The sequence below is a fragment of the Xanthomonas sp. JAI131 genome, from assembly GCF_013410075.1.
GTDB lineage: Bacteria > Pseudomonadota > Gammaproteobacteria > Xanthomonadales > Xanthomonadaceae > Xanthomonas_A > Xanthomonas_A bonasiae.
In genome coordinates this window covers 768,316-794,471 of the sequence record NZ_JACCCN010000001.1, presented here as the reverse complement: position 1 = coordinate 794,471, position 26,156 = coordinate 768,316, and the positions used below count along the sequence as shown (strand labels likewise).

The 26,156-nt window shown below is 69.2% G+C and carries 25 protein-coding genes; 13 read left to right on the top strand and 12 right to left on the bottom strand.

Going from position 1 to position 26,156, the window contains the following annotated elements:
* Positions 1 to 147: 147 nt before the first annotated feature.
* From HDC36_RS23410 to HDC36_RS03225, 6 genes are all read right to left on the bottom strand, one after another.
* Positions 148 to 1,212, bottom strand: coding sequence for a hypothetical protein (locus tag HDC36_RS23410; protein ID WP_255432572.1), 1,065 nt, complete (start codon positions 1,210 to 1,212; stop codon positions 148 to 150).
* A gap of 58 nt (positions 1,213 to 1,270) precedes the next feature.
* Entirely contained in the window at positions 1,271 to 1,864 is a 594-nt protein-coding gene (locus HDC36_RS03245) for a hypothetical protein (protein WP_179564387.1), read from the bottom strand.
* Positions 1,865 to 2,518: 654 nt separating this feature from the next.
* Positions 2,519 to 3,013, bottom strand: a complete 495-nt coding sequence (locus HDC36_RS03240) for a hypothetical protein (protein WP_179564385.1) — start codon at positions 3,011 to 3,013, stop codon at positions 2,519 to 2,521.
* On the bottom strand, positions 2,955 to 3,209 hold the full coding sequence (locus tag HDC36_RS03235) for a DUF6587 family protein (RefSeq protein WP_179564383.1): 255 nt from the start codon (positions 3,207 to 3,209) through the stop codon (positions 2,955 to 2,957). Before HDC36_RS03235 ends, HDC36_RS03240 begins: the two co-directional genes overlap by 59 nt.
* A 1-nt stretch (position 3,210) precedes the next feature.
* Positions 3,211 to 5,070 carry a ferrous iron transporter B gene (locus tag HDC36_RS03230; RefSeq protein WP_179564381.1) on the bottom strand — a complete coding sequence of 620 codons (1,860 nt, stop codon included), beginning with the start codon at positions 5,068 to 5,070 and terminating at the stop codon, positions 3,211 to 3,213.
* Entirely contained in the window at positions 5,067 to 5,324 is a 258-nt protein-coding gene (locus HDC36_RS03225) for a FeoA family protein (RefSeq protein ID WP_139117945.1), read from the bottom strand. The genes HDC36_RS03230 and HDC36_RS03225 overlap by 4 nt, the downstream gene beginning before the upstream one ends.
* A gap of 125 nt (positions 5,325 to 5,449) precedes the next feature.
* On the opposite strand from HDC36_RS03225, the gene HDC36_RS03220 reads away from it, so the two are divergent.
* From HDC36_RS03220 to HDC36_RS03195, 6 genes are all read left to right on the top strand, one after another.
* Positions 5,450 to 6,238, top strand: coding sequence for an enoyl-CoA hydratase-related protein (locus tag HDC36_RS03220; RefSeq protein ID WP_179564379.1), 789 nt, complete (start codon positions 5,450 to 5,452; stop codon positions 6,236 to 6,238).
* The gene (locus HDC36_RS03215) at positions 6,235 to 6,636 is read left to right on the top strand and encodes a VOC family protein (RefSeq protein WP_179564377.1); all 402 of its coding nucleotides are present in this window, start codon (positions 6,235 to 6,237) and stop codon (positions 6,634 to 6,636) included. The genes HDC36_RS03220 and HDC36_RS03215 overlap by 4 nt, the downstream gene beginning before the upstream one ends.
* Before the next feature lie 177 nt (positions 6,637 to 6,813).
* Positions 6,814 to 7,707 (top strand): hydroxymethylglutaryl-CoA lyase, encoded by an 894-nt coding sequence (locus HDC36_RS03210; protein ID WP_179564375.1) that lies wholly within the window; start codon positions 6,814 to 6,816, stop codon positions 7,705 to 7,707.
* A 353-nt stretch (positions 7,708 to 8,060) separates the two neighbouring features.
* The gene (locus tag HDC36_RS03205) at positions 8,061 to 8,831 is read left to right on the top strand and encodes an SDR family oxidoreductase (protein ID WP_179564373.1); all 771 of its coding nucleotides are present in this window, start codon (positions 8,061 to 8,063) and stop codon (positions 8,829 to 8,831) included.
* Between the two features lie 111 nt (positions 8,832 to 8,942).
* On the top strand, positions 8,943 to 9,509 hold the full coding sequence (yeiP, locus tag HDC36_RS03200; RefSeq protein WP_179564371.1) for an elongation factor P-like protein YeiP: 567 nt from the start codon (positions 8,943 to 8,945) through the stop codon (positions 9,507 to 9,509).
* Positions 9,510 to 9,531: 22 nt separating this feature from the next.
* Positions 9,532 to 9,900 carry a hypothetical protein gene (locus tag HDC36_RS03195; RefSeq protein ID WP_218847983.1) on the top strand — a complete coding sequence of 123 codons (369 nt, stop codon included), beginning with the start codon at positions 9,532 to 9,534 and terminating at the stop codon, positions 9,898 to 9,900.
* Between the two features lie 232 nt (positions 9,901 to 10,132).
* On the opposite strand, the gene HDC36_RS03190 is transcribed toward HDC36_RS03195, so the two are convergent.
* From HDC36_RS03190 to HDC36_RS03180, 3 genes are all read right to left on the bottom strand, one after another.
* Positions 10,133 to 12,094, bottom strand: coding sequence for a DUF4105 domain-containing protein (locus HDC36_RS03190; protein ID WP_179564367.1), 1,962 nt, complete (start codon positions 12,092 to 12,094; stop codon positions 10,133 to 10,135).
* Positions 12,094 to 12,411 carry a DUF2388 domain-containing protein gene (locus HDC36_RS03185; protein WP_179564365.1) on the bottom strand — a complete coding sequence of 106 codons (318 nt, stop codon included), beginning with the start codon at positions 12,409 to 12,411 and terminating at the stop codon, positions 12,094 to 12,096. Before HDC36_RS03185 ends, HDC36_RS03190 begins: the two co-directional genes overlap by 1 nt.
* Before the next feature lie 125 nt (positions 12,412 to 12,536).
* The gene (locus HDC36_RS03180; RefSeq protein ID WP_179564363.1) at positions 12,537 to 13,925 is read right to left on the bottom strand and encodes an FAD-binding oxidoreductase; all 1,389 of its coding nucleotides are present in this window, start codon (positions 13,923 to 13,925) and stop codon (positions 12,537 to 12,539) included.
* A gap of 291 nt (positions 13,926 to 14,216) precedes the next feature.
* Here HDC36_RS03180 and serA point away from each other — a divergent pair, with 291 nt between their 5' ends.
* Positions 14,217 to 15,458 carry a phosphoglycerate dehydrogenase gene (gene serA / locus HDC36_RS03175; RefSeq protein WP_179564361.1) on the top strand — a complete coding sequence of 414 codons (1,242 nt, stop codon included), beginning with the start codon at positions 14,217 to 14,219 and terminating at the stop codon, positions 15,456 to 15,458.
* A 185-nt stretch (positions 15,459 to 15,643) separates the two neighbouring features.
* Here serA and HDC36_RS03170 read toward each other — a convergent pair whose 3' ends face one another.
* Positions 15,644 to 15,925: a hypothetical protein gene (locus HDC36_RS03170; protein WP_179564359.1), complete on the bottom strand. Its 282-nt coding sequence runs from the start codon at positions 15,923 to 15,925 to the stop codon at positions 15,644 to 15,646.
* Between the two features lie 113 nt (positions 15,926 to 16,038).
* Complete coding sequence (locus tag HDC36_RS03165) at positions 16,039 to 16,590, bottom strand: NUDIX hydrolase (RefSeq protein ID WP_179564357.1); 552 nt, start codon at positions 16,588 to 16,590, stop codon at positions 16,039 to 16,041.
* Between the two features lie 169 nt (positions 16,591 to 16,759).
* Between HDC36_RS03165 and HDC36_RS03160 the strand changes: the two genes are divergently transcribed.
* From HDC36_RS03160 to HDC36_RS03135, 6 genes are all read left to right on the top strand, one after another.
* Positions 16,760 to 18,235 (top strand): amino acid permease, encoded by a 1,476-nt coding sequence (locus HDC36_RS03160; RefSeq protein WP_179564355.1) that lies wholly within the window; start codon positions 16,760 to 16,762, stop codon positions 18,233 to 18,235.
* A gap of 84 nt (positions 18,236 to 18,319) precedes the next feature.
* Positions 18,320 to 19,756 carry an amino acid permease gene (locus tag HDC36_RS03155; RefSeq protein ID WP_179564353.1) on the top strand — a complete coding sequence of 479 codons (1,437 nt, stop codon included), beginning with the start codon at positions 18,320 to 18,322 and terminating at the stop codon, positions 19,754 to 19,756.
* A 10-nt stretch (positions 19,757 to 19,766) separates the two neighbouring features.
* A complete protein-coding gene (locus HDC36_RS03150) occupies positions 19,767 to 20,408 on the top strand; it encodes a methylthioribulose 1-phosphate dehydratase (protein ID WP_179564351.1) in 642 nt (213 codons plus the stop codon).
* A gap of 105 nt (positions 20,409 to 20,513) precedes the next feature.
* On the top strand, positions 20,514 to 21,080 hold the full coding sequence (locus HDC36_RS03145; protein ID WP_179564349.1) for an acireductone dioxygenase: 567 nt from the start codon (positions 20,514 to 20,516) through the stop codon (positions 21,078 to 21,080).
* A gap of 3 nt (positions 21,081 to 21,083) precedes the next feature.
* Positions 21,084 to 21,782 carry an acireductone synthase gene (gene mtnC, locus HDC36_RS03140; RefSeq protein WP_179564347.1) on the top strand — a complete coding sequence of 233 codons (699 nt, stop codon included), beginning with the start codon at positions 21,084 to 21,086 and terminating at the stop codon, positions 21,780 to 21,782.
* Between the two features lie 51 nt (positions 21,783 to 21,833).
* A complete protein-coding gene (locus HDC36_RS03135) occupies positions 21,834 to 22,862 on the top strand; it encodes a C13 family peptidase (RefSeq protein ID WP_179564345.1) in 1,029 nt (342 codons plus the stop codon).
* Positions 22,863 to 24,197: 1,335 nt separating this feature from the next.
* On the opposite strand, the gene HDC36_RS03130 is transcribed toward HDC36_RS03135, so the two are convergent.
* Positions 24,198 to 25,784, bottom strand: a complete 1,587-nt coding sequence (locus HDC36_RS03130) for a calcineurin-like phosphoesterase family protein (protein ID WP_179564343.1) — start codon at positions 25,782 to 25,784, stop codon at positions 24,198 to 24,200.
* Positions 25,785 to 26,156 lie beyond the last annotated feature (372 nt).

The window sequence follows — 26,156 nt, the reverse complement described above, 5'->3', positions numbered from 1 at the left end:
TCGACCAGCGCCGAGCATGGTCCGGCGCGATCTCGATGCTGCGGACGGGGTGGCTGCAGCGGCAGAGTTCGCGGCGCCGGCCAGCGGACGCCAGCTGGCCCGACACGGGCGCCGTGTCCTCGCTGGCCGCGCAGACCTGGTGGCCGGCTATCGACCCGCTCCGACCACCTGCCCGAACCGCTGGCGCTCGGCACTGGACGCCGAGGGGCGCGCGACCGCGCTGGCGAGCGTGGACCTGAGGGTCGGGCTCAGTTGCACGTCGCCGCTGGCGACGGCATCGAGCGTGGTCATCACCAAGGGGCTGGTGGCGCCACGTGCGATGTAGTTCACCGCCACATCCGCGGCTTCGTCCGGGGCGGAGAGGCGGTAGATCTTCTGCACCGCCAGGGCGCGCACCAAGGCGTCGCCATCGCCCGAGGCCAGCGAGTCCATCTGCGCCACCGCGCTGCGCTTGAGCGCGTCGGCACCGGGCGAGACGTCGTTCTCGATGGTGCCGATGAAGTTCAGCGCGGCCACCGCGGTGCGCTGATCGGTCCCGCGCGCGTCCAGGGTCGCCAGGGCATCGGCGTAGACCTCCCGTGTTGCCTGGCCAGGCAGGTTGAAATAGGTCTCGTACATTTCTGCGTAGAGTCCCTTGTCCTTGCCGGCCCAGATCTGGTTGGCCTCGTCGAGTACCAGCGCGCGTCCCTGCGGCGAGGGCACCAGCATGCCGCGCAACATGTCGCGTTCCATCGCCTGGCTTGCCGGCATGGCCCGGTAGGCCTCGGCCACCGCCTGTCTCGCCTCGGCGCTGCCGTCGACCGACGCCAGCAACCGCGCCGCGAACGCGTCCCGCTCGGCGCGCGACGGTGGCGGGTTGGCGTTCACCCGGGCAAAGAACTCGCGCAGACGGCGCTGGACCTCGCCGGCGTCGAACGGCGTTGCCGCGTCGGCGGCGCCGTCTAGCATTGGCGCATCTTCGATCGCGGCTTGCGCGGAGCGATGAGGATTGGCCGCATCGATGGCCATGCCGAGGCGAACCTGGCCGGAGGAGCCTGCCGGCGCGGCGATCTCGCCTTCTGCGCCAGGCAGGTCAGCGTGCGCATGCTGGTAGAAGTACAACGCGGTAAAGGCGAACAAACCGCCGACGATCGCCAGCGGCAGGTAGCCGCGACGTACAGGACTCTTCATTATTTTCATTGGATTGTCACAGGTCTGGAAGAACACCGGCACAACCCCGTACCTGCGCTGACGCGCAAGCACGGGGAGCTTCCGCCATCGCGAGGCGCGCTTAGATGCGCTCGTAGTCGCAGGTGCTGCCGCGCCATTCCGGCAGATAACCCTGTCGGGAATAGGTGCCGCCGTCGTAGCGACAGGACCAGCCGGAGCCACCTTCCCAGTTCGACTTCCAGCCTGCCGGACAGGACGACCGCAACGTGACGTAATAATCCGGATCGCCACCGACCACGTTGACCGTGCCGACACGCTCGCTGAAGAGGATCGCAGCGCGGCCCTTCCAGCCCGGTTTCGGCGAACAGGTCACGGTTTCCGAACGGACATTGCACGCCGACCACGAGTTGTTGTAACCGCCGTTGATTTCCATCGAACCGACCCGGGTGGGAACCGCCCATTTGATACCGATATTGAATCCACGGGTCACGCAAGAGCTGTGGCCCGTGGTCAGCGCCACCGAACCGCAGGAACCGCCCTGGTTGCTGAAGCAGTAATGCCAGTCCGATCCGTCGATATATTCGGAACGCTGCTGCTTGCCGACCCAGCCGCCGAAGGTGGTTCTCAATTGCGTAGACGGATCTGCAGCGGCGACGCCACTGAACAAGAATAGGACCAACGAAAACAAGATGACCCTTACTTTTAATTTCGACATACCACTCTCCCTAATAAATAAGCCAGCCCAAGATGTAGACAAATAGCGCCACTGCGTCACACACGACCACCCTGGAAAACGCAGCGAAAACCTCCGCATGGCGTGCGGAGTATTTCGATCGACATTTACCAAGGAATTCCAGTTGGAGTGACGGTGCGCAGCCTATCCAGGCAATGCTACATATTGGTGGCACGCAAAATTAACTGGATGCAGAAAATCAAATTGTATGAATATTATAATATTGAACTAATTTGAAAATCCGGTCGGCCGGCCCCGCGCTTGCGCTGGCAGCGACCGCTGCCCACCTTCCCGCAAGATCGCCACTGAGCCTTCTACGTTGCTTATCACGCAGGCATGGCAGTAGCGCTTCAACGCAGCGCCAGCGCAGAGCGCATCGTGCAGCCAAGACGCTGCGGCGCGACCGCTACGCGAACCGGTCGCGCGCGCGGATGCGGGCAGGCTTTTTTGAGCGCAACGCGATGTCGGCAACAGCCATCGCCGCAGGCACAGCCCGATGGCGCAGCCTCACGGCAGCAAGTGTCGCCTCCGCCATTCGCCTGCCGGCAACGTCGATGCCGCCGCGACGGTGACAGGCCGCAGCAGTCGCAGCCGCCGCTATGACGGCCGCCGAACAACGGTCCGCGGGTGCCGGCATCAAGCCTGTGCTGCGGCGCCCAACAATTGCCCCAGCGCGGCAGGCGTATACAGACGCACATCCGAGATGGCGGGGAGTGCCGCCGCCGCGAACAGCGCCTCGTCCAACTGCAGGATCGGGCCGTAGGCGATCGCGGTCTGCGCACCGATGGAGGACAGGCGGCGCAACACGGTCAACCGATAGCCCTGCCCCCGGTAATAGCGGGTGCCGCCGTCGGCCGGCAATGGCGCTTCGGGATCGATGCGCGCGTGCAGCGGCACGCGACCAGCCGCGACGGCACGGAAATCGGCATCGGCGTGACGCAATGCGTCGCGCCGCGGCGGCGCGAGCGCCTGCAGATCCAGGCCGAAGAAGGCGGCCGCCGGCGGCATGGGCAGCGGCAGATCGCTCATGGCAGCCGGTGTCGGCGCATCGTTGCCGCCCGCCGCTGCCAGTTCAATGCCGGCGCGGCGGTGCCGGGCCGCAGCTGTCGCAGCCGCCGCACGCGCCGGCACCGGCGGTGGCCGCAGGCGCGATCCTGCGGCCCATGGCCTGCAACCAGGATGGGCGACCCGGCTTGAGCAGGCGCACGGCGATAGCCCCGCGCAGCTTGCGTGCGGTGCCGGGAAACTGCTTCTTCAGCACCACCCAGGCGCTGAGCAGGACCGCCAGTGCGATCACCAGGTACTGCAACAGCAGCGAAGCGCTCATCTCAGCCGGCTCCCAGTGCCGCCGCGACCTGGTAGGTGACCAGCGAGGCCAGATACGCCAGCGCGAACAGGTAGAACGCGGCGAAGCTCATCTGCTTCCACGAGTTGGTCTCGCGCTTGATCGTGGCCAGGGTGGAAATGCACATCGGCGCGTAGATGTACCAGACCAGCAGCGACAGCGCGGTGGCCAGCGACCAGCCGTCGCTGATCAGCGGCGACAGCGCCTGCGCGGCGGCATCGTCGTCGGCCGCCGACAGCGCGTACACCGTCGCCAGCGACGCCACCGCCACTTCGCGCGCGGCCAGGCCGGGGATCAGCGCGATGCAGATCTGCCAGTTGAAGCCCAGCGGCGCGAACACCGTGGTCATCGCATGGCCGATGCGGCCGGCGAAGCTGTAGTCGATCGGCGGCAACGTGGCGTTGGCCGGCGCGGCCGGGAACGACAGCAGGAACCACAGCAGGATGGTCAGCGCCAGGATGATGCCGCCGACGCGCTTGAGGAAGATCGCCGCGCGCTCCCACAGGCCCAGCGCCAGGTCGCGCAGGTGCGGCACGCGGTACGACGGCAACTCCAGCAGCAACGGGTGCTCGCCCTTGTCGCGGCGCCACTTCTTCATCGTCCACGACACCGCCAGCGCGCTGGCGATCGCGGCGAAATACAGGCCGAACAGCACCAGGCCCTGCTGGTTGAACACGCCCCAGACTTTTTTCTGCGGGATGAACGCGCCGATCAGCAGCGCGTACACCGGCAAGCGCGCCGAGCAGGTCATCAGCGGCGCGACCAGAATCGTGGCCAGGCGGTCGCGCGGGTCCTGGATGCTGCGCGTGGACATGATGCCGGGCACCGCGCAGGCGAAGCTGGACAGCAGCGGGATGAACGAGCGCCCCGACAATCCGGCCGCCGCCATCATGCGGTCGAGCAGGAACGCCGCGCGCGGCAGGTAACCGGATTCCTCCAGCGCCAGGATGAAGGCGAACAGGATCAGGATCTGCGGCAGGAAGATCACCACCCCGCCGAGGCCGGCGATGATGCCGTCGACCAGCAGGCTGTTGAGCGGCCCGGGCGGCAGCGTCGCACCGACCCAGGCGCCGAGCGCCTTGCTGCCGCCGTCGATCAAGTCCATCAGCGGCGCCGCCCAGGCGTACACCGCCTGGAAGATCAGGAACATCACCACCGCCAGGGTCAGCAGCCCGGCGACCGGGTGCAGCAGCCAGCGGTCCAGCGCGTCGTCGATGCGCGAGGTGCGGGTCGGCATCGACACCGCGGCGGCGAGGATGCGCCGCACCTGCTGGTGGTAGTCGCCCTGCCCTTCGGCCGGCGCCACCGCCGGCGGCAGCGCCGGAGCCAGCGCGTCGAGCCGCTCGACCAGCGCCCTGGCGCCGTTGCGGCGCACCGCCACGGTCTCGATCACCGGCACCCCGAGCGCGTCTTCCAGCGCCTGGCGGTCGATCTGGATGCCGCGGCGCTGCGCGGCATCGACCATGTTCAGCGCCACCAGCATCGGCTTGCCCAGTTCGCGCAGTTCCAGCGCGAAGCGCAGATGCAGGCGCAGGTTGGTGGCATCGACCACGCACACCAGCACGTCCGGCGCCGGCTCGCCCGGATAGAAGCCGCGGCACAGGTCGCGGGTGATCGCCTCGTCGAGGCTGGCCGGCTGCAGGCTGTAGGCGCCCGGCAGGTCGAGCACGGCGAAGTCGCGCCCGGACGGCGCGCGGAAGCGGCCTTCCTTACGCTCGACGGTCACGCCGGCGTAGTTGGCCACCTTCTGCTTGCTGCCTGTGAGCTGGTTGAACAGCGCGGTCTTGCCGCAGTTCGGATTGCCGACCAGGGCCAGGCGCAGCGGAACGGCGTCCGCGCTCATGACTGCGCCTCGGCGGCGGCACCGACGCTGACCTGCACCCGCGCCGCTTCGCTGCGGCGCAGGGCGAAACGGGTATAGCCGACCTGCACCAGCAACGGCTCGCCGCCGACCGGACCGCTGGCCAGCACCTGCACCTGTTCGCCGGCGACGAACCCCAGCTCGCGCAGGCGGCGCGCGATGGCGTCGTTGGGCTGGCGGTCGTGCACGGTCTCTACGGTGGCGGTGCTGCGCAACGGCATGTCGGACAACGTCACGGAACGTTCCGTCGAATAAGAATGGTTATCAATTGTAGCACCGTCGCAGCGCATGATGGCGCGGCCGGCGCGGCCCGCTATGATTCCCATATGGCTGCCGTTATCCCTCCGTACGAGAACTGCCGATGAGCGATGCATTGCTGCTGGAGCGCTCAGGCAAGGTCCTGACGCTGCGGCTGAACCGACCCGAGGTGCGCAACGCGTTCGACGCCGGACTGATCGCGCAGCTGACCGAAGCGCTGCACCAGATCGGCGCCGATCCGAAGGTCAAGGTGGTGGTGCTGGCCGGTGCCGGCGCCGCGTTCTCGGCCGGCGCCGACCTGCAGTGGATGCGTTCGATGGCCGGCGCCAGCGAGGCCGACAACCTGGCCGATGCGCTGGCGCTGGCGCAGCTGATGCGCACCCTGGACGAACTGCCCAAGCCGACCGTGGCGCGGGTGCACGGCGCGACCTTCGGCGGCGCGGTCGGGCTGGTCGCCTGCTGCGACATCGCGGTGGCCTCCACCGATGCCCGCTTCGGGCTCAGCGAGAGCCGCCTGGGCCTGTTGCCGGCGGTGATCTCGCCGTATGTGATCGCCGCGATCGGCGCGCGCCAGGCGCGGCGCTGGTTCGCCAGCGCCGAAGCGTTCGATGCGGCGACCGCTACCCAGATCGGCCTGGTGCACCAGACCGTGGCGCCGACCGCGCTGGACGCGGCGGTGCAGCGCCAGGTGGAACTGCTCGGCCAGGCCGGCCCGCTCGCCGCCGCCGGCGCCAAGGCGCTGGTGCGCCGGGTCGCCGCCGGCGGCGACAACGCCGCGCTGGACCGCGACAACGCCGCGCTGATCGCGCGGCTGCGGGTCTCGGCCGAAGGCCAGGAAGGCCTGAGCGCGTTCCTGGACAAGCGCGACCCGAACTGGCTGGGATTCTGGTGAGCCCGTTCGACCACATCGGCCTGCGCTGCGTCGACCTGGAGCGCAGCCTCGCCTTCTATCGCGCCGCACTGGCCACGCTCGGGCTGGACATCGTGATGGAGGTGAGCGCGGCACAGAGCGGCGATCGCCGCCACATCGGCTTCGGCCGCGACGGCAAGCCCAGCGTCTGGCTGACCGATGGCGCCGCCGGCGCCGGCGGCGAACTGCATCTGGCCTTCGTCGCCGCCGACCGCGCCCAGGTGGATGCCTTCCATCGCGCCGGGCTGGCCGCCGGCGGTCGCGACAACGGCGCCCCAGGCCTGCGTCCGCACTACCACCCCAACTACTACGGCGCCTTCCTGCTGGATCCGGATGGACACAACATCGAAGCCGTCTGCCAGCGGCCGGCGAGCGCCTGAGCGGCGCCCACTGGATGGCGCCGCACTTCGCGCAGGCTGCGGTCTGCGCCGCTCGGCAACGGCGCGCAGCCGTTCACTTCAAGGACTGCATGTGACCGCCACTTCGCCATTTCCGCCCTGCCCCGCGCCGCCTCTCCCGACCGCGCCCGCTTGCGCGCGCCAGTGCAGGCGCCGCCGATGAGCGACTTCGTCCGCCTGGTGGAAGTAGGACCGCGCGACGGCCTGCAGAACGAAAAGGCCTGGGTCGCCACCGCCGACAAGATCGAGCTGATCGCGCAGCTGTCGCGCACCGGCCTGCGCAGCATCGAGGCGACCAGTTTCGTCAGCCCGAAATGGGTGCCGCAACTGGCCGACGCGGCCGAGGTCTACACCGGCATCGTGCCGGCGCCGGGCGTGGACTACCCGGTGCTGGTGCCGAACCTGCAGGGTTACGAGCGTGCGGCCGCGGTCGGCGTGCGCGAGGTCGCGGTGTTCACCGCCGCCTCGGAAACCTTCAACCGCACCAACACCAATGCCGGCATCGACGAATCGTTGGCGCGCTTCGCGCCGGTGCTGGCGCGCGCGGCCGCCGATGGGGTCAAGGTGCGTGGCTACGTGTCCACCGTGCTCGGCTGCCCCTACCAGGGCGACGTGCCGCTGGCCGACGTGGTGCGGGTGGCGCGGCAGCTGCACGCGATGGGCTGCTACGAGATCTCGCTGGGCGACACCATCGGCGTCGGCACCCCGGGCAAGGCGCGGGCGATGCTGCGCGCGGTCGCCGCCGAGGTGCCGATGCCGGCGCTGGCGGTGCATTTCCACGACACCTACGGCCAGGCCCTGGCCAATATCGCCGCGTGCCTGGAAGAAGGCGTGCGCGTGGTCGATGCGGCGGTGTCCGGTGCCGGCGGCTGTCCGTACGCCAGGGGCGCCAGCGGCAACGTGGCCAGCGAGGACGTGGTCTACCTGCTGCACGGCAACGGCATGGCCACCGGCATCGACCTGCCGGCCTTGGCCGCGACCGGGCGCTGGCTGGCGCAGAAACTCGGCAGGCCGACCGGCAGCAAGGTCGGCCAGGCGCTGGCGGCGGCGTAACCGCGGCCGACCGGCGCGGCGGGATCGGCGCGCCGGCAAGGCCCACCGATCCTGCGCCGGCAACGACGCCCACGCCAATGCCGGGCGTGCAGGTCGAGGACAGTCCAGGCCGGTGCGCACAGCACTGACGCGGATACGGGCGCCGACCGGCGGCGCATGTCCTCCTCGCGCGCACCGGCCGAAGCGGGTGCGCCGTGTTCCATGTACTCGCCGCCGTGCAGGCAGACGCAGCGAACGCGAAGCACGATGCGCCCGCCAGGCCTGGCAGGCGCTTTCACGCGCTTGCCCTCGCCAGCCGGGCAGCGGCAGCGGAGAGTCGGCTAAAATGCGCGCTTTCCTGGGAGGGAACATCCATGCAGCTTGCCGATATCCGCGCGGTGGTCACCGGCGGCGTTTCCGGCCTTGGCCTGGCGGTCGCGCAACGCATCGTCGCCGACGGCGGCAAGGTCGCGCTGTTCGACCTCAACGACGACAAGGGCGCGGCCGCGGTCGCCGCGCTCGGCGCCGCGCAGGCGCGCTATTTCCGCACCGACGTCAGCGACGAGGCGCAGGTGGCCGCGCACCTCGGCGCGGCGCGCGACTTCCTCGGCGGGCTCAACGCCGCGATCAACTGCGCCGGCATCCTCGGCGCCGGCCGCGTGCTCGGCAAGGAGGCGCCGATGGCGCTGGCCACCTTCCAGGGCACGGTGATGGTCAACCTGGTAGGCAGCTTCAACGTCGCCAAGGCCGCCGCCGACCTGATGCAGCACAACCCGCCGGGCGAGGACGGCGAACGCGGCGCGATCGTCAACACCGCCAGCGTCGCCGCCTACGAAGGCCAGATCGGCCAGGCCGCCTATGCCGCCTCCAAGGGCGGCGTGGTGGCGATGACCCTGCCGATGGCGCGCGAACTGGCGCGCTTCGGCATCCGCGTCAACACCATCGCCCCGGGCATCTTCTGGACCCCGATGGTGGACGGCATGCCCGAGGCGGTGCAGCAGTCGCTGGCCGCCTCGATCCCGTTCCCGCCGCGGCTCGGCCGCCCCGAGGAATTCGCCGACACGGTGATGTTCCTGCTGCGCAACCGCTATCTCAACGGCGAGGTCATCCGCCTCGATGGCGCGGTGCGGTTGGCACCTAAGTAGCGGGGATTCGTGATTGGGGATTGGGGATTCGTAAAAGCACCCCGCCCCTTCGCCCCCGCCCTGCCTTTTACCAATCCCGAATCTCCAATCCCCAATCCCGGCTCCAAACCCATGAAAGCCAACGAAATCAAGAAAGGCAACGTCGTCGAGTACAACAACGGCGTCTATCAGATCCGCGACATCGAACGCAGCTCGCCGCAGGGCCGCGGCGGCAACGTGCGCTTCCGCTTCGTGATGTACAGCGTGCCGGGCGGCAACAAGCTCGACGCCAGCTTCGACGGCGACGACGACCTGCGCGAGGTCGAGCTGACCCGCCACCAGGCCACGTTCTCGTACAAGGACGGCGACGCGTTCGTGTTCCTGGACGACGAGGACTACACCCCGTACACGCTCGATGCCGACGTGATCGGCGACGACGCCGGCTACATCACCGAAGGCCTGACCGGCATCTACGTGCAGGTCATCGACGACCAGCCGGTGGCGGTGCAGCTGCCGCAGAGCGTGACCCTGGAAGTGATCGAAACCCCGCCGGAACTGAAAGGCGGCACCGCGACCAAGCGGCCGAAGCCGGCCAAGCTCAATACCGGGCTGGAGATCATGGTGCCGGAGTACATCGGCAACGGCGAGCGCGTGCTGGTCAACACCACCACCGGCGAGTTCGCCGGTCGCGCGGACTGAGTCCGTGCGTCCGCGCCGCTGCATGGCGCTGGCCGTGCTGTTGCTCCTGCCGGGCTTGGCGGCGGCCGCTGCTGCCAAGCCTGCGGTCGCGGCGCCGGCCAAGGCCGGCTGCACGATCCCGGCGGAGGTGGATCCCGAGCACCACACCGGCTTCTGCGCGCTGCCGCAGGAGATCCGCACCTTCGTCGCGCGCCAGGACGTCTGCAACCACTTCGCCGGCGAGGAGCCCTACGATGCCGCGCGCCGCCGCGAGCTGGACAAGGCGATGGCGAAGTACTGCGACGGCAACGAGGCGACCTGGGCCAGGTTGCGCGCGCAGTATCGGCAGGATCCTGTGCGCGACGCCTGGTTGAGTCGCTACAGCGAAGACGTGGGTCTCGATTTGCCGTAATGGCGGCTGGTTGCGCGAGTTGCGCCGATGGTCCTGTCGCGGCTGAAGCCGCTCCTACAGGGGGCAGCAATCCCTTGTAGGAGCGGCTTCAGCCGCGACACACCGTGTCAGCAAATCCATTCGCGCCCGATGGCGTCAAGACGCTATGGGGCGCTCTCTGACAAACCCTGTCGTGATCGGAATAGGATCAACAAACGGCTCGCGTCAGCCGCGAACCACCCTACCAGCGCCGTCATTTCGTGTCCGCAGGCTGCAGCAGCGACGGCGACAGCAACTGTAGCCCCCCGCCTTCGCGATTGAGATCGCGCAGCCGCGCGCCCACTGTCGCCAGATTCGTATCGATCTGCCGCAGTTCCGCGCGCAGCGGTGGCGGCAGCAAGGCGTGCAGGCGCGCCTGCAGCGCGGCGCCGTCGCCGCGCAGCGCGTCGATCCGCGCCTGCCCCTGCTGCTGCAGCCATGCGCGCTCCTGCGCCTGCGGCAACCCATAACCGGGCTGGCCCTGCAACAACGTCGACGGTTGGCTCAGCAGGCCTTGCTGCGCCAGCACCGCGCGAACTGCGGCAGCGGCATCCCGGGTCTGCGAACCCGCCGCGTCGGCGACCGTGGTGCCATCACCGGCACCGGCATCCGCGCCGACGCCTGAATCGGCCGTCTTCGACGCAGGCAGATGCGCCCTGGCCAGATAACGCCGCTTCAACGCATCGCGGCCGCGCTGCTCCTGGCGCCGGCGCGCGGCGTTCTCCAGCAGCAGCAGTGCGGCGCTGGCACGCAGGTCGCCACGCTGCAGCCAGGGCGCGCGCTGCGCCGCCGGCAGGTCCAGCCAGGTTTCCACGCTGCGCGCCGGCAGCGCCAGTTGCGCACGCGCGACCGCGAACATCGCCGCGTAGTGCGCGCTTGCCGGCGCGAAATAGTAGCCCTGGCGTGCGGCGGCTTCGGCATCGTCCAGCACCGCGGTGTCGGCGATGCCGGCGCGGCCCAGGCGCCGCAGCAGGCCGGTCGGGCTGATCCCGGCCAGGCGCGCGCCGGCCAGCCGCGGCACGCCGTCGTGCAGCAGCTTGTAGGTTTCCACCGCACAGTTGTTGCTGAGAAAGTAATAGCGCCCGTCGTAGCTCCAGTGCAGCTGCGCGGCGCGCTCCAGCAACGCCGCGCGCTCGTCCGCGGTCAGCCGCAGCGGAATCGACTGCAGGCCGCGCAGCTGCACCTGGGTGTAGTCGTCCACCACCTGGCGCAGCGGCAGCACGAACAGCCGCGACGGATACGAACCGATCAGGCCGCGCACGCTGGAGATCTGCACGTCGTCGACGAACGCGCGGAACGACAGCACCTTGTGATACGCCAGGTCCAGGCGGCAATCGGGACCGGGCGCGCGTCCCGGCGCGCAGATCACCAGCCGCAGCATGCTGTGGCCCCAATGGCTCATCGGCTGCGCGTTGCCCTCGGCCAATAGGTAATCGATCGCGTAGACCCGCGCCGGATCCAGTTGCAGCAACGCCGTCTCGTCGGCCAGCGGATCCTGCAGATAGGCCAGGCCGGGCGCGCAGGCGCTCGCCGGAGGCGACCAGGCCAGGCGCTGCGCGAAATACCGTGCCAGCGCCGGGCGCCGGCACGCGTAGTCGGGATCCAGCAGGAAATGTTCCAGGTTGACCGCGACGAATTCCGTCGGCGACGCCAGTTCGTAGCGGTCCGGGCTGCGCTCGCTGAAGGCGTTGCGGCCCATGCGCAGGCCCAGCCGCATCGGACTGACCTGCCAGCCGGCCAGATCCAGCAGGCGCGGATCCGACGACAGCCGGCCGGCCGCGGAGCGGTCGTAGAAATGCGCCAGTTCGTGCAGCAGCGCAGCGACCGCCGGCCGCCTCGCCGGGTCGGCGCCGCCGTCGGCGGCACCGGCGGCAGGCGGCGCCATCCACGCGCGCAGCAAGGCATTGTTCAACAACAGGTGCCGCGCCTGCGCCCTGCCGTGCACCTGCTCAGGCAGGTCGTCGCGCCATTGCAGCGTCAGCGGCGTCTCGATCGCCGCGGCCCAGGCCGGCGGCAGCGTCGGCAGCGTCGCGTCGAGCAGGGCCTGGCTGGCCGCGCGTTCGGAAGCGCTCAATCCGCCTGGATCGACCTGCAACCGCACTGCCTGCGCAGGCAGTGCGCAAGCCAGCCAAAGCAGCGCCAGCCACGCCAGCCGGCGCAGCCGCCGGCGCGGCATCACAGCGCCAGGATGGCCTGCGCCAGTTGCAGGTCGCTGGCCTGCTGCGCCTGCGGGTTGCGCTCGCGCAGCACGCGCAGCGCCGCCTCCAGCTGCACGCCGCGGATGCGGCCGGCGCTGGCGACGAAGCCGGCCGCGTCGTCGCGCGCCTGCAGCACCAGCTTGTCGTCGCCGGAGCTGCTGTCCGAAGACGCGGAACTGCCGGCGGAACCGGCCGAAGCGGAACCGGCGGAACTGCCGGCGAAGCTGGAAGCCTGCGCGAACGCGGGGACGGTCAGGATCAACAACAGGGCGCAGCGCGCGGTCACTCGGTTCATCGCATCGGTTCCAACGGGATCGGGAAAGAGGCGCGGCCGTGGCCGCGCCGGCATAGCCTAGCCGGCCGCCGCCGCGAGCGCGAGCGCCGCCGCCGCCGCGCGCATGCCTGCACGGCGCGCGCGGCTCAGGGATCGAACAGCTTGCCCGGATTGAGCAGCCCGGCCGGATCGAACACGCGCTTGACCGCGCGCATCAGCGCGATCTCCTCTACGCTGCGGGTACTTTCCAGGTACGGCTTCTTGACCAGGCCGATGCCGTGTTCGGCGGAGATGCTGCCGCCATGCTCGGCCAGCACCTGCGCCAGCAGCTTGGTGACCTGCTCGCAGGCGGCGATGAAGTCGGCGTCGGCGGTGGCGTCGGGCTTGAGCACGTTGATGTGCAGGTTGCCGTCGCCGATATGGCCGAACCAGACCACGTCGAACTGCGGATACGCTGCGCCGAGCAGTGCCTGGGTCTGCGCCAGGAACGCCGGCATCGCCGAGATCCGCACCGACACGTCGTTCTTGTACGGCTTGTAGCGCGCCACCGCCTCGGTGATGCCTTCGCGCAGGCGCCACAGCTGCGCCGCCTGCGCATCGCTCTGGCTGATCACCCCGTCCAGCACCCAGCCCTGCTCCATGCAGGTTTCGAACGCGGCCAGCGCCGCGGCCTCCTGCGCCTCGTCGCCGCTGGCGTACTCGGTGACCACGTAATACGGATAGACCGTGTCGAACGGCGCCTGCGCGCCATGCGCCAGCACATGCTGCAACGCGCGGTCGGTGAAGAATTCGAACGCTTCCAGTTGCAGGCGGCCGCGGAACGCGGCGAATACCTGCATCAGCACCTCGAACGAAGGCAGCGCCAGCAGCATCACGTTGCTCGGCGGCGGCGGATCGGTCAGCCGCAGCGTGGCCTCCACGACGATGCCGAGGGTGCCTTCCGAACCGATCAGCAGCTGGCGGAAATCGTAGCCGCTGGAGTTCTTGATCAGCCCGCGGTTGAGTTCGAGCAGCTCGCCGCTGCCGGTCACCACCTTGAGTCCGGCGATCCACTCGCGGGTATTGCCGTAGCGGATCACGCGGATGCCGCCGGCATTGGTGGCGATGTTGCCGCCGATCGAACACGAGCCGCGCGCGGCGAAATCCACCGGATACACCAGCCCGTGCTCGCGCGCCGCGTTGTGCACCGCCTCCAGCGGCATGCCGGCCTGCACGGTGAGGGTGCGATCGACCGCATCGAACGCCAGCGCCTTGTTCATCCGCTCCAGGCTCAGCACCAGTTCGCCGTGCGCGGCCACCGCGCCGCCGGACAGGCCGGTGCGGCCGCCGGAAGGCACCACCGCCACCGCGTGCTCGTTGGCCCAGCGCAGCGTCGCCTGCACTTCCTCCACCGTCGCCGGCAGCGCGATCGCCAACGGCGCCGGCGTCCAGCGCCGGGTCCAGTCGCGACCGTAGTGCTCCAGGTCGGCGGGGTCGGTCTTCAGGCGCAGTCCGGGAACGGAGTGCGTAAGGGCGTCCAGGCGCGGGTCGGTCATGGGTCGGGATCGGGCGAAGGCAAGCGTTCAAGCCTGCCAGCGTTGGCTAGCGGCGTCTAGGTGGGCGGGACTCGGGACTCGCAGGGAGCCTGGGTCTGACCTTGCCCTCTCGCTTCATGCTGATGCTCCTGCTCTTCGAGTCCCCAGTCCCCAGTCCCGAGTCCCGAACAGATGCAACTGAAACCTTTGCCAGCGTTGCGTCTGCGCGCCCCCGGCGTCCTATTGCGACGCACCAAAACGCGGACGCATCTGGCATAGTGACCGACCCTTCCGCCTCGCCTCGCCGCCGCAATGTCGCCCAAGAAAACCTCGTTTCCGAAGCAGGACATCCGCGTCCTGCTGCTCGAAGGCATCAGCCAGACCGCCATCGACGTGTTCCGCGCCGCCGGCTACTCGCAGATCGAACTGCACGCCAAGTCGCTGCCGGAAGAGGAACTGAAGGCGCGCATCGCCGACGCGCACATCGTCGGCATCCGCTCGCGCACCCAGCTCAGCGCCGAAGTGCTGGCGCAGGCCAAGCGCCTGATCGCGGTCGGCTGCTTCTGCATCGGCACCAACCAGGTGGACCTGGACGCGGCCGAGCTGGCCGGCATCCCGGTGTTCAACGCCCCCTACTCCAATACCCGCAGCGTCGCCGAGCTGGTCATCGCCGAGGCGATCCTGCTGTTGCGCGGCATTCCGCAGAAGAACGCCGAATGCCATCGCGGCGGCTGGTCGAAGTCGGCCGCCGGCAGCCACGAGACCCGCGGCAAGGTGCTGGGCATCGTCGGCTACGGGCATATCGGCACCCAGGTCGGCGTGCTCGCCGAATCGCTGGGCATGCAGGTGATCTTCCACGACATCGAGGCCAAGCTGTCGCTGGGCAACGCGCGCGCGGCGACCGACCTGGACGACCTGCTGGCGCGCTCGGACGTGGTGACCCTGCACGTGCCGGAGACGCCGTCGACCAAGGACATGATCGGCGCGGCGCAGATCGCGCAGATGAAGCCCGGCGCGCACCTGATCAACGCCTCGCGCGGCACCGTCATCGACATCGCCGCGCTGGACGCGGCATTGACCTCCGGCCACATCGGCGGCGCGGCGGTGGACGTGTTCCCGGTCGAGCCGAAGGGCAACGGCGACGTGTTCGAATCGCCGCTGGCCGCGCACGACAACGTGATCCTGACCCCGCACGTGGGCGGCAGCACGCTGGAAGCGCAGGACAACATCGGCGTGGAAGTGGCGGCCAAGCTGGTGCGCTACAGCGACAACGGCAGCACCCTGTCGGCGGTGAACTTCCCCGAGGTCACCCTGCCCGAGCACGCCGAGAGCCTGCGCCTGCTGCACATCCACCGCAACGTGCCGGGCGTGCTGTCGCAGATCAACGAACTGTTCTCGCGCCACAACGTCAACATCGACGGCCAGTTCCTGCGCACCGACCCCAAGGTCGGCTACGTGGTGATCGACGTCGCCGCCAGCGAGGAACTGGCGGGCGTGCTGAAGGACGAACTGGGGCAGATCGCCGGCACCTTGCGGACGCGGATTCTTTACTGACGGGGATTGGGGATTGGGGAGTCGGGATTGGGAAGAGCGGCGGCACTGGCGCATCCTTTTTCCGACTGCGATCTGGCTTGGCGGTGGCTCCGACACGAATGCGGAATGCCAAAACAAGCGCGAACGCTGACCACGCGACGCACGCTCTTACGAATCCCCAATCCCAAATCCCGAATCCCAGCCCCTCAGGGCTGCAGCTCGCCGCGCAACCCTTGGCTCAACAGATAGTCGTCGGCCTTCAGGTACCACCGCTCCGGGCCGGTGGTGACCGCCTCCATGTACAGGCCGCCGCCGTCCTCGCGCGGCGGGCGCTGCAGGCTGACGATCGCCACGCCATGCGGCGGCCCGCTTAAGGCCAGCAGCGTGCGTTGCACGGTGCGCGCCAGTTCGGCCGACTCCATCCGGTCGTCGACCGGACGGAACGCCAGGCGGTAGGTGAACGAAGCAGCGGCGCGGGACATGGGCATGGACAGGCAACGGGCGCCCAAGGGTACCCAATCCCGCCATGCCCGCCCAGCCAGCCGCGGCCGCCCGGCGCCCGGACCCGCCAGCCAGTCCGGCGGCGCCCGTCACCGACGCGTCAGCCGCCGCTGTGCGCCAGCCACTTTCCGGCCATGCGCCGCAACGACGGATCCAGGTCCGGCTCGGCCAGCAGTTCGGCGATCGGGCGCCAGGCCAGGGCCAGCGATTCGGCGCTGACCGCGAACGCCTCGTCGGCACCGGCGCGCACCACGTAGCGCGCGTCGAAATGCCAGTGCCCCGGCACGTCCTGGCGCGCGGGGATCCAGTGCCGGTCCAGGTCGAACAGTGCGCCGTCCTCCAGCGCCAGGCCCGGCAGCCCGGATTCCTCCTCGGCTTCCTTCAGCGCCACCAGCGCCAGGTCGCGGTCGCCGTCGGCATGTCCGCCCAGCTGCAGCCAGCGCTGCAGCTTGCGGTGGTGGGTCAGCAGGGTGCGCGCGCCATCGGCGCTGACCAGCCAGGCCGACCCGGTGAAATGGCCGTCCAGGCGATCGCGCACGAACGGGTCCTGCGCATCGTCCAGCAACGCCAGGAATTGCGCGGCAACCTCGGCCTCCTGCGGCCAACGGGCGGCATAGGCCTGCAACTGGCGGCGCAGGGAAAGGTCCGGCATGGGCGGTTCTCGCGATCGGGGGCGGCCATTATCGCCGCCGACGGTGCGGCGCGGCTTGTGGCGGCCGTCCGGCTTTGGCATGGTACGACGCTTGCGTGGCCTGCTTGGGCCTAGCGCACCATCTTTACCGGGGCACTACTGTCCCGATCGCCACCGGGGAATGCACCGCATGCTGAAGTCTCTGTTGAGGGTCAAGCCGATCGAGCCCGCCGGCCACGTCGATGCCGGCGAACCGTTCGAAGGCAGCCTGGAAGGCGAAGCCACGCTGAAACGGACCCTCACCGCCAAGCACCTGATCATGCTCGGCATCGGTGCGGTGATCGGCGCGGGCATCTTCGTGCTGACCGGCCAGGCCGCGGCCAATCACGCCGGACCGGCGGTGATGCTGTCGTTCGTGTTCGCCGGCATCGCCTGCGCCTTCGCCGGCCTGTGCTACGCCGAGTTCGCGGCGATGATGCCGGTCTCCGGCAGCGCCTACTCCTACTCCTACACCACCCTGGGCGAAGGCGTGGCCTGGTTCATCGGCTGGTGCCTGGTGCTGGAATACCTGTTCGCCGGCTCCAGCGTCGCGGTCGGCTGGTCGGCCTACCTGATCAGTTTCCTGACCGGCACGCTCGGGCTGCCGTTCCCGGCCGAACTGGCCGGCGCACCGCTGGCCTGGACCGGCCATACCTTCGTCGCCTCCGGCAGCATCGTCAATCTGCCGGCGGTGCTGATCGTGGTCGCGGTCAGCGCGCTGTGCTACGTCGGCGTCACCCAGTCGGCGTTCGCCAACGCCATCGTGGTGGCGATCAAGGTCGCGGTGATCTGCCTGTTCGTCGGCTTCGGCATTTCCCACGTCGATCCGGCCAACTGGCACCCGTTCATCCCCGAGAACACCGGGCCGGGCGAGTTCGGCTGGAGCGGCATCTTCCGCGCCGCCTCGATCGTGTTCTTCTCCTACATCGGCTTCGACGCGGTCTCCACCTCGGCCGGCGAAACCAAGGACCCGCAGCGCAACATGCCGATCGGCATCCTGGTGTCGCTGGCGGTGTGCACGGTCATCTACATCATCGTCTGCGCGGTGCTGACCGGCCTGCTGCCCTACACCCAGCTCGGCACCGCCAAGCCGGTGGCCACCGCGCTGGAGCACTATCCGAGCCTGGCCTGGCTGAAGACCGCGGTGGAGATCGGCGCGATCGCCGGCCTGTCCTCGGTGGTGCTGGTGATGCTGATGGCGCAGCCGCGCATCTTCTACACCATGTCCCGCGACGGCCTGCTGCCGAAACTGTTCGGCAAGGTCCACCGCAAGTTCCACACGCCCTACGTCGGCACCCTCTTCGTCGGCGTGGTCGCCGCGCTGCTGGCCGGGCTGATCCCGCTGGACGTGCTCGGCGAACTGGTGTCGATGGGCACCCTGCTCGCCTTCGCCACGGTCTGCGTCGGGGTGATGGTGCTGCGCTTCACCAAGCCGGACCTGCCGCGCCCGTTCCGGGTGCCGCTGGCGATGGTGATCTGCCCGCTGGGCGCGCTGGCCTGCCTGTTCCTGTTCCTGCAGGCGTTCCAGGAACACTGGAAGGTGTTCGTCGGCTGGACCGTGATCGGCCTGTTCATCTATTTCGGCTACGGCATCCGCCACAGCCGCCTGGCCACCACCAAGGCCTGATCCGTCCCCACAGACCGGCGCCCGCGCCGGTCTGTGCGTTCGTCCCTTCGTCCATCGCGCGCAGCGCCAGGCTGGAACCGCTCCATGTTCAAACAACTCTGGGCCACCAAACACCCCCATGCCGCCCACGAGGACGCCGGCGGCCTGGGCCTGCAGCGTGCGCTCGGTCCCTGGGGCCTGACCGCGCTGGGCATCGGCGCGGTGATCGGCGGCGGCATCTTCGTCATCACCGGGCAGGCCGCGGCCAACCACGCCGGCCCGGCGATCATGCTGTCGTTCGTGCTGGCCGCGCTGTGCTGCGCGTTCTGCGCGCTGGCCTACGCCGAGTTCGCGGCGATGGTGCCGGTGTCCGGCAGCGCCTACACCTACACCTACGCCACCTTCGGCGAACTGGCGGCCTGGTTCATCGGCTGGATGCTGGTGCTGGAATACGGCGTGTCGGCCTCGGCGGTGGCGGTGAGCTGGACCGGCTATTTCCTCAGCCTGCTCGACCATTTCGGCATCCACCTGCCCGCAGCGCTGGTCAATGCGCCGCTGGACGGCAAGCTGCAGCGCACCGGCGCGATCGCCAACCTGCCCGCCGCCGGCATCGTGCTGCTGCTGACCTGGCTGTGCTACGTCGGCATCCGCAAGTCCTCGGCGATGAACATGGCGATGGTGGTGCTGAAGACCGGGCTGATCCTGCTGGTGATCGCGGCCGGCTGGAAGTACGTGGACACGGCCAACTGGCACCCGTTCATTCCGGCCAACGAAGGCCCCGGCAAGTACGGCATGGACGGCGTGCTGCGCGGCGCGGCGATGGTGTTCTTCGCCTACATCGGCTTCGAGGCGGTGTCGGTGGCGGCGCAGGAATCGCACCGGCCGCAGCGCGACCTGCCGATCGGCATGATCCTGTCGCTGGTGGTCTGCACCGTGCTGTACATCGCCATGGCGGCAGTGATGACCGGGCTGGTGCCGTACACCCAGCTGGGCACCGACGAGCCGGTGGTGACCGCGGTAGGCGCGCATCCGCAGCTGGCCTGGCTGCGGGTGGTGGTCGAGGTCGGCGCGCTGATCGGCCTGTCCTCGGTGGTGCTGGTGATGATCATCGGCCAGCCGCGGATCTTCATGATCATCGCCCGCGACGGGCTGCTGCCGCCGCTGTTCACCAAGATCCATCCCAAGTACCGCACCCCGCACGTCAACACGGTGATCACCGGCATCGGCATCGCGCTGCTGGCGGCGCTGTTCCCGCTGGACGTGCTCGGCGAGCTGACCTCGATGGGCACGCTGATCGCCTTCGCCGCGGTCTGCGCCGGGGTGCTGATCCTGCGCCGCACCCAGCCGGACCTGCCGCGCCCGTTCCGCATCCCGTTCGCCTGGCCGATCTGCATCGCCGGCGTGCTCAGCTGCCTGGCGCTGCTGTCGGCGATGACCGCGCACAACTGGCTGCTGATGGCCGGCTGGACCGTGCTCGGCCTGCTCATCTATTTCGGCTACGGCTTCCGCCACAGCCGTCTGCGTGCCACACAGGCTCGCTAGAATAGGGGGCATGAACGCACAGCCCTACGATACCGAACGCCTGCGCACGCTGGCCCAGCTGCTGATCGGCAACATCCGCGAACTGTCGGCGGCCGGCTGGACCCCGGCCACCAGCAGCAACTTCTCGCACCGGCTCGACGCCGCGCATGCCGCGATCACCGTGTCCGGCCGCGACAAGGGCCGGCTGGTCGAGGCCGACATCATGGTGGTGGACTTCGACGGCAAGGCCGTCGGCAGCGATCACCGGCCCTCGGCCGAGACCCTGCTGCACACCCAGCTGTACCGCCGCTTCCCGGAGGTCGGCTGCGTGCTGCACACGCACTCGCCGGTGCAGACCATCGCCTCGCGGCTGTATGCCGATGCCGGCCACGTCCGCCTGGAAGGCTACGAGTTGCTGAAGGCCCTGCATGGCAACCAGACCCACGAGACCGCCGTGGAGTTGCAGGTATTCGCCAACACCCAGGACATGACCGTGCTGGCCGCGCAGGTGGACGCGCTGCTGGACCGCGCCCCGCTGTGGGGCTACCTGATCGACGGCCACGGCCTGTACGCCTGGGGCCGCGACATGGCCGAGGCGCGCCGCCACCTGGAAGCGATCGAGTTCCTGCTGCATTGCGAGCTGGAACTGCGCAAGCTGCGCGCAACCGGCTGAGCCCGGCGCACAGCGCCCGCGCGACAGCGTTCCAGCGCCGCAACGGCGGCTTCCCCGCCAGCTGCTACCCTTTTCCTCCCCTCCTCGACGCCCTCGCCCGCCGCCATGAGCCGACTCCGCATCTTCGCCGAAACCACTCCCGACGCGCCGCTGTTCGACAGCCGCGATGGCGACGCGATCGCCGCCGAACTGCGCAAGATCGGCGTCACCTTCGAGCGCTGGCAGGCCGACCAGCCGATCGAGGCCGGCGCCACCCCGGAAGCGGTGATGGCCGCCTACAAGAGCGACATCGACCGGCTGGTGGCCGCGCACGGCTTCAAGACCGTGGACGTGGTCAGCATCGCTCCGGACCATCCGCAGCGCGAGGAGATGCGCAAGAAATTCCTCGAGGAGCATTTCCACAAGGAAGACGAGGTACGGTTCTTCGTCGCCGGCTCGGGCCTGTTCACCCTGCACGTGGACGGCAAGGTCTATGAGATCGAATGCGTGCAGAACGACCTGATCGCGGTGCCGGACGGCACCCACCACTGGTTCGACATGGGGCCGGAGCCGCGTTTCATCGCGATCCGCTTCTTCACCGAGCCGGACGGCTGGGTCGGCCATTTCACCGGCACCGACATCGCCCAGCGCTTCCCGCGCTACGAAGCGGCGCTGCGCGGCGAGGCGAGCTGAGCGATGGCCAGCCCGCGCGTGATCCTGACCGACATCGAAGGCACCACCAGCAGCATCTCCTTCGTCAAGGATGTGCTGTTCCCCTACGCGCGCCGCGCCCTGCCCGACTTCGTCCGCGCGCACGGCCAGCAGCCGCAGGTGCGGCAGTGGCTGGACGCGGTGGCGAGCGAATGCGGCGGCATCTGCAGCGACGCGGTGATCGTGGAGACGCTGCAGGGCTGGATCGACCAGGACCGCAAGCACACCGCGCTGAAGGCGCTGCAGGGCATGATCTGGGAGGCCGGCTACCGCGACGCCGACTTCGCCGCGCACATCTATCCCGACGCCGCGCCGGCGCTGCGCCGCTGGCATGCCGACGGCCACCCGCTGTACGTGTACTCGTCCGGCTCGGTGCCGGCGCAGAAACTGTTCTTCGGCCATAGCGACGCCGGCGACCTGACCGGGCTGTTCTCCGGCTGGTTCGACACCGAGGTCGGCGCCAAGCGCGACGCGGCCAGTTACGTGCGCATCGCCGAGGCGACCGGCGTGCCGGCCGCGCAGATCGTGTTCCTGTCCGACGTCGTCGCCGAACTCGATGCCGCGCGCGCGGCCGGGCTGGACACGGTGCTGGTCGATCGCCGCGAGGACTATCCCGAACCGCGCCTGGGCGATGCCTGCAACGGTCACCGGCGCGTGCAGAGCTTCGCCGAGCTGGCGCTCTGAGCGTCGCGGCACCCGCTGCGCGCTAACGCCGCATCTCCTCTGCCGCCCCCCATGCCTTGGTTCCTGCGCAACCTCCGCGTGCCGCACCGCCGCCTGGCCCTGGCCCTGCTGCTGGCGCTGCTGTTGCCCGCCTGCCATCCGGATGCCGGTGCAGCGCAGGCGCAGGCCGATGCAGCGGCGCCGGTCGATCCGATCGACCAGGCGCAACTGCGCAAGGCGCTGAACGCGCTACAGCCGCAGCGCCCGGGCACCACCGACCTGTACGTGGTCGGCTTCGCCGGCGACGCCAGCGAGGACGTGTTCCGCAACGAGACCCAGTACCTGCGCCAGCTGTTCGCGCAGCGCTTCGACGCGGCGGGGCGCATCGTCACCCTGATCAACCACGCCGACAATCTCGGCGCCCACGCCTACGCGCCGCAGGCCTCGTACGACAACCTGGCCGACACCCTGCAGCGGATCGGCAAGCTGATGGACCGGCGCGAGGACGCGCTGCTGCTGTTCCTGACCAGCCACGGCACCGAGCAGCACGAACTGTATGTGCAGTTCGGCCCCGGCGAGGACGCCGACTACGACACCATCACGCCCAAGGAATTGCGCGGACTGCTCGACGATGCCGGCATCCGCAACCGGGTGATCGTGCTGTCGGCGTGCTACTCGGGCGGTTTCGTGCCGGCGCTGAAGAGTCCGGACACGCTGATCATCACCGCCGCGCGCCGCGACCGGCCCTCGTTCGGCTGCGGCAACACCGCCAGCGCGACCTATTTCGGCCGCGCCTGGCTGATCGACGCGCTGGCGCGCACCACCGATTTCGTCGAGAGCTATCGCCTGGCCACGGCCGAGATCACCGCGCGCGAACAGGCCGAAGGCGAAGCGCCGTCGTATCCGCAGCTGTATGTCGGCGCGCGCATCGCGCCGCTGCTGCAGCGCTGGCGTGCGCAGCTGCCGCCGGTTGCGGCGCCGACTTATCCCTATCCGGAACCGGAACCGGAACCGGAACCGAAACCGAAACCGAAACCGGAGACGGAGACGGAGACGACAGCAGCGCCGGACACAGCGGCCGACGTCAAAGCCCGGCAATAACCCAGCCGGACAAGGCTTCTCAAATCCGAATGCCGACGACCAGGCCGAGATGGCGGGCTGGGTGCGCGCGCGACAGCATTCGAAGGGATGGCGAGGTGGCTTCGGCTTCGGCTTCGCCCTCACCCTCACACCACCCATCTCTTCCCACGGGCACTTCCTTCGGTCGCCGCGAGGAGAGGCGCTTCAATGTGGCGATGGGCATCGCCCTCCGCGATCGTACCGACCATGGGTATCGCGCGACGACAGCCTCGCAAGACGATCCGACAAAGTACGCAGCGCGGCATCGAGTGCATGTCTCTCGTACGCCGCCTTGCGAACAAATGCGAGTGAGTCGCGTTTGATCGTCGAATCGTGGCACTCGCTAGACTTGGCCCCGCAGCAAGCCCGCCAGCCTCACGCCAGCCAGCTGCTCCCGATCCTTCCGCCCGCTCGCCTTCGCTCGCCAGCCAGGATCACCCGCTTTCGACAGCCTCCCGCGCGGAGGCGTTTTTGTTTCCGGGATTCGGAAACTCCACTTACTGGTCTTTTGGTCTGCGGTGCCGAAAAATCCGCGAGCTCTGAAGGGGTTGCCACTCGCGCTCGTCGCGACTGAAGTCGCTCCCACAAGGACTCGCGGCAAGCCAACCGGGTGCACTGTAGGAGGGGCTTCAGCCCCGACAGTTCGCTGGCGGGGCCGACCGGTTTGCCGGCTCGTTCGTCGCGGCTGAAGCCGCTCCTACAAAGGCGCGCAGCAGCGGGCTGGACGCAGTGTGGGAAGGACTTCAATCCCAACGACGGACGAGGTCATCCGTCTCGTTGCCGTACTCGCCTTGATTGAAACCTCTCCTGCAGAAAGCGCAGAAAGCCAGCCGGGTGCACTGTAGGAGGGGCTTCAGCCCCGACAGTTCGCTGACGGGGCCGACCGGTTTGCCGGCTCGTTTGTCGCGGCTGAAGCCGCTCCTACAACGGCGCGCAGCAGCGGGCTGGACGCAGTGTGGGAAGGACTTCAGTCCCAACGACGGACGAGGTCATCCGTCTCGTTGCCGTACTCGTCTTGATTGGAACCTCTCCTGCAGAAAGCGCAGAAAGCCAGTTGGGTGCACTGTAGGAGGGGCTTCAGCCCCGACAGTTCGCTGGCGGGGCCGACCAGCTTGCCGACTCGTTTGTCGCGGCTGAAGCCGCTCCTACAAAGGCGCGCAGCAGCGGGCTGGGCTGCCGTCGGCGCGCACCCGCGCGGCGCTGACGCATTGTGGGAGGGACTTCAGTCCCGACGCAGGAAGCTGGACCGTTCGTCGCACGCCGCTTCTTGACATCGGCTAGAACCCGTCGATCCACGAGCCGACCCGCGGCGCGCACTCAGGGCGTCGCGTCCTGCAGGCGGTAGTCGGTGGTTGCGCGCTGCTCGCCGCGCCAGCGGTCGAAGGCGCGCACCTCGATGCGGTGCGCGCCGGCGGCCAGGTCGGTCGGCAGGGTGCCGCGCCACAGATGCTGCGACGGGACGGCTTCCGGCGAGCGATCGTAGCCGCGCAGCGCCTCGGCTGCATCGTCGCGCGCGTTCTCGGCGAGCAGGTCCGGATCCGGCCGCTGCACGCGGACCATCGGCTTCCATGCGCCCTCGTCGATGCGATATTCCACGCGGCTGTCGTCCTCGCCCATGAACACGTTCGCGTACACCCCGAAGTCCGGATAGGCCTTGCGGCGCAGCAACCTGGGCGCGTGCAACTGCAGCTGTGGATCGCCGGCCGCGCGCGCGGCGTGATAGGCCAGCGCATAGTCGCCGCCCCGCTTCACGTCCAGGACCGCATAACCGTTCGGGGTGCCGTCGGCCATCGTCGTCGCGGGAATGCCGTCGGCATCCTTGACGCCGGACCAGTACGCGCCGCAGGCCGCGCCGACGTTGTATTCGTGCAAGGGCTGCGCGCCGTGCCAGCCGTCGTCGGCGCCGTGGTAATAGTGGCGCTGGGTGTGGGTATGGCCGCTGAGCACCAGCACGTGCGGAAACGCCTGCAGCAAGCCGAACAGGCGCGCGCGGTCGGCATGGCGGAAGGTCTCCCTGCCCGGCGCGGCGTCGAACAGCGGGATGTGCATGCCCAGCACCAGCAGCCGCTCTTTGGGCAGCGTCGCCAGGTAGGCCTGCAGGAATGCGAACTGGTCCTCGCGCAGGCCGCCAATGTAGTCGGGCTGCTGCTTCGGCCGATAGACCACGTCGTCGAGGAACACGAAGCTGGCGCCGCCCTCCTCCACCGCGTAGGTGTCCGGGCCATAGATCGCGCGCCAGCTGGACAGCGAGCCGGCATCGTCGGCCGCATCGAAATTCAGATCGTGGTTGCCGGGCACATGGAACCACGGCACGCCGAGCTTGGCGGTTTCGGCGTTCAGCGCCGGATACAGCGACAGGTTGTCGCTGACCACGTCGCCCAGGGTGGTGCCCAGGCGCGCGTGGGTCTTGCCCACCAGCGGCGCGACGATGTCGCGCGCGTAGTAGCCGACATCGGTCGCCGAGGCGGTCTGGGTATCGGTGAACACCAGCACCTCGGTGCTGGCCGCCGGCGCTTGCGCGCGCAGCGCGAAATCCCAGCCGCTGGTGGCGCCGCTGGTGGGCGCGATGCCCGGATACTTGAGCTTGGGCGATCCCGCCGGTGCATAGTGCCGCCAGTAGTCCGGCAAGCCGTTGCCGGCGCTGGCGAAGGCGTAGCCGTCGGGCTTGATCACGAACACCGTGCGCCCCGGCTCCACCGCGAGGCTGTAGCGGCCCTGCGCATCGGTGCGCACGATGCGCACGCCGTCGGACACCTGCACGCCGGCGATGCCGCGCTCGCCGTTGCCGCGGCCCGCGTGGCCGTCGCGCTCCTGGTAGACGCTGCCGCTGATCGTCGCCGGTTGCGCCAGCGCCGGAAGCGCGGCAGTCAACAGGCAGGTGAGCATTACGACGCGCAGCGACATGGCATGGACCCGGGAAAGCGTAAGAAGTCGCGATTGTAGCCATCCCTCACGGCACTGCGGCGACGCGGCCGCGTCAGCCGGCGCGCCGGTGAGCGGGACGCACGCCACTGGCCGGCGGCTTCGCCGATTGGGTCGATGCCGGCCACCACGCACTGATTGAGAGGCTTCGGCCGCGACAGCGCGCTTGTGAAGCCGGCCAGTTCGCCGGCTCGTTCGTCGCGCGTCGCGGCGGAAGCCGCTCCTACAAAGGCGCGCAGCAGCGGACCGGGTGCAGTGTGGGAGGGACTTCAATCCCGCCGCAGGAAGGCAAACGCTCGCCGCTCGCCAAGCCAGAAACCCATCGCATCAATCCGCGGCGCTCGCGGTGTCGCA